The sequence below is a fragment of the Synechococcus sp. R8-2 genome (assembly GCF_047461715.1).
GTDB lineage: Bacteria > Cyanobacteriota > Cyanobacteriia > Thermostichales > Thermostichaceae > Thermostichus.
The window spans coordinates 1-2,968 of record NZ_JANSHQ010000435.1 but is presented as its reverse complement, the minus strand read 5'-3'; the positions used below and the strand labels follow the sequence as shown (position 1 = coordinate 2,968).

The 2,968-nt window shown below is 54.9% G+C and carries 3 protein-coding genes; all 3 read left to right on the top strand.

Going from position 1 to position 2,968, the window contains the following annotated elements:
- Positions 1–732: extracellular solute-binding protein (locus tag NW819_RS10460; protein WP_414413699.1), on the top strand; the 732-nt coding region annotated here is incomplete at its 5' end.
- Positions 733–905: 173 nt separating this feature from the next.
- Positions 906–2,180, top strand: coding sequence for an esterase-like activity of phytase family protein (locus NW819_RS10455; protein WP_414413698.1), 1,275 nt, complete (start codon positions 906–908; stop codon positions 2,178–2,180).
- A gap of 105 nt (positions 2,181–2,285) precedes the next feature.
- On the top strand, positions 2,286–2,968 hold a 683-nt coding region (locus NW819_RS10450), incomplete at its 3' end, for an ABC transporter permease (RefSeq protein ID WP_414413697.1).

The window sequence follows — 2,968 nt, the reverse complement described above, 5'->3', positions numbered from 1 at the left end:
CCCATCCAGTCGGAGACGCTCTCCAAAAATATTCCCGAGTCTCTGCGGGATCCAGAGGGGTACTGGTTTGGCCTCACCAAGCGGGCGCGGGTGATCATGTACAACAAAGACAAGGTGGATCCCAACGAGCTGTCTACCTACGAAGATCTGGCCAACCCCAAGTGGCGGGGCAAGGTGCTCACCCGCTCCTCCAGCAACGTTTACAGCCAATCCTTGACGGCTTCGATCATCTTGGCCCACGGGATCCCGGAAACGGAGCAATGGGCCCGGGGCTTGGTGGCCAACTTTGCCCGTCCGCCGGAAGGGGGAGACACGGATCAGATCAAGGCCGTGGCCGCCGGGGTGGGAGACGTGGCTTTGGCCAACACCTACTATTTGCCGCGTTTGATCAAATCCGACAATCCAGAAGAGCGCGCCGTAGCCGAGAAAATCGGCGTCTTCTTCCCCAACCAGCAGGATCGTGGCACCCACGTCAACATCAGCGGGGCCGGCATTCTGAAAACAGCTCCCAACAAAGACGCGGCCATCCAATTTTTGGAGTTTCTCTCCGGGCCAGAGGCGCAGGCCATTTTTGCCCAGAGCAACAATGAGTACCCGGTACTGCCCGGGGCTGAGATCGACTCGGTGGTGGCCAGCTTTGGCACCTTTAAGGAAGATACGATCAACGCCGCCAGCATTGGCCGCGTCACCCCTGATGCCCTAAAGGTAATGGATCGGGCCGGTTGGAAGTAGATCAGGCCTCCAGGACAGGCCCTGAGTGCAGCCTTTCATTGCTTGACGCCGTGAACGTTAAGCAGCTTGACGGTTCTTGGCCAAGCGTCGATACTCTAGGACGGCGTTGCTTCCGTTCGAGGCCGCTCAGGCGTCCTGTCTTTCTTTTTCAAAAGCTTCTGGAGGTTTGCCAAATGAAACAACTGCGAACAGCAGGCTTGTTCTTGCTCCTGCTTTCTTTAACTTCTTTCTACACCAATAGCCCGGCAAAGGCAATTGAAAACCTTCCCGAAAAGGCTCCTGTTCCAAAGCGGGATCTGCTTTTGACCACAGAAAACGGCGTCAAAATCTACAATGGTGGGTTTGGCTCTGGCCTTGCCTTTGATGGCCAATATTTTTATGTGCTCACCGATCGCGGTCCCAATATTGATGGAGCTGAGTCAAACGACAAGATTTTCCCTAAGCCAGACTTTACCCCTCAAGTTGCCAGATTGTCTTTGGACGGCAAGGGCTTCAAGTTGGACAGGGTCATCCTGCTGCAAGACGAGACCGGCAAAAATCTCACCGGGATCCCCAATCCATCTGACTCGGGGGGAACGGGAGAGAATGCCTACGATCTCAGCGGCAAGCAGCTTGCGCCGGATCCCAAAGGTATCGATCCAGAGGGGATCGCGGTGGCCAAAGATGGAAGCTTTTGGGTTGCCGACGAATACGGACCTCACTTGATCCATTTTGATTCCAATGGCAAGGCCATCGAGTGGCTAAATCCTTTTGGAAGTGGAGTTGGCGGCAAAAAGCTTCCAGAAGTTTACAAAAATCGGCGCCCCAATCGCGGCATGGAGGGGCTAACTCTGACGCCCGATCAGAAATACTTGGTCGGCATCATGCAGTCTCCGCTTTTGAACCCCAACAAAGATGTTCAAAAGACCGCAACTGTTTGCAGGATACTCTTCTATGAACTGGCCACGGGCAAGTTCAAAGAATACCTCTATCCTTTAGAGGGAACTGGCACCGCTGTTAGCGAAATTGTCGCCATTACCGACACAACCTTCCTGGTTCTCGAACGGGATGGCAAAACGCCGGGAGAGGACAAAGAGGTTACGAAGAAGATCTACAAAATCGATACTGCCGCTGCCACGGATGTCTTTGATCCTGGTCCAAATGGCCTGCTGGTTAACGGCAAGACTCTGGAGCAGTTAACCCAAGAGGAAATCATTGCAGCGGGGATCAAGCCCGTTTCCAAAGAAGAAGTATTTGACATTATGTCGATCCCCAATTATCCCCACGACAAGCCCGAGGGGTTGGCCATTCTCAACTCAACTACCCTAGCGATAGTTATAGTTAACGACGACGACTTTGGCATCGTCTCGGAAAAGGGCGCGGTTCAAGAAAAAACTATGCCTTACCTTGGTAACAAGCAAGACGAGAACATCGTTTATTTCGTTAAGCTGCCCAAGAGCTTGTTTTGAGAGAAAACTTGGTTGGGGATCCCTGGAGGATCCCCTTTTCTTCCCCAGGAGTTGCTCAAGAGGTAGCTCCCGCCTGTTGAGATGGACAAAGAGATGAGGTTGAAGTTGTTGAGCAAATCTCTGCCGGGAAGTGGCTTCTTTCCTCTGAACGGCTGGGCGCTTCTGACTCTGACCCTCAGCGGTCTCATTCTCGTTCCTGTCCTTACGGTGTTGCTCAGCCTTTTTGCGGACGAGCGGCAGGTTTGGGAGCACCTGGCCGATACGGTCTTGGGGCTTTATGTGCGCAATAGCCTGGTGATGATGGCAGGGGTGGCGGCGGGGGTCATCCTGGTGGGCAGTGGCACTGCCTGGCTGGTGACCATGTGTCAGTTTTGGGGGCGGGCCTGGCTGGAGTGGATGTTGGTGCTGCCCCTGGCGGCCCCCACCTATGTGTTGGCCTACGCCTACACCGATTTTTTGCAGGTAACCGGCGGTTTCCAGATCTGGCTGCGGCGGGTAACAGGTTGGGGGATCGGCGACTACTGGTTCCCTAACATTCGCTCGTTGTGGGGGGCGATCCTGCTGCTGATCCTCACCCTCTATCCCTATGTTTACCTCTCGGCCCGGCTGGCCTTTCAGGAGCAATCGGTGGCCTGCTTAGAGGTAAGCCGCTCCTTGGGCTACGGGCCTTGGGCCAGCTTTTTCAAGGTGGCTTTGCCGCTGGCCCGACCGGGGATCGTGGCCGGCTGTCTGCTGGCCTTGATGGAGACCCTCAACGATTTCGGCACCGTCAGCTATTTCGGGGTAGA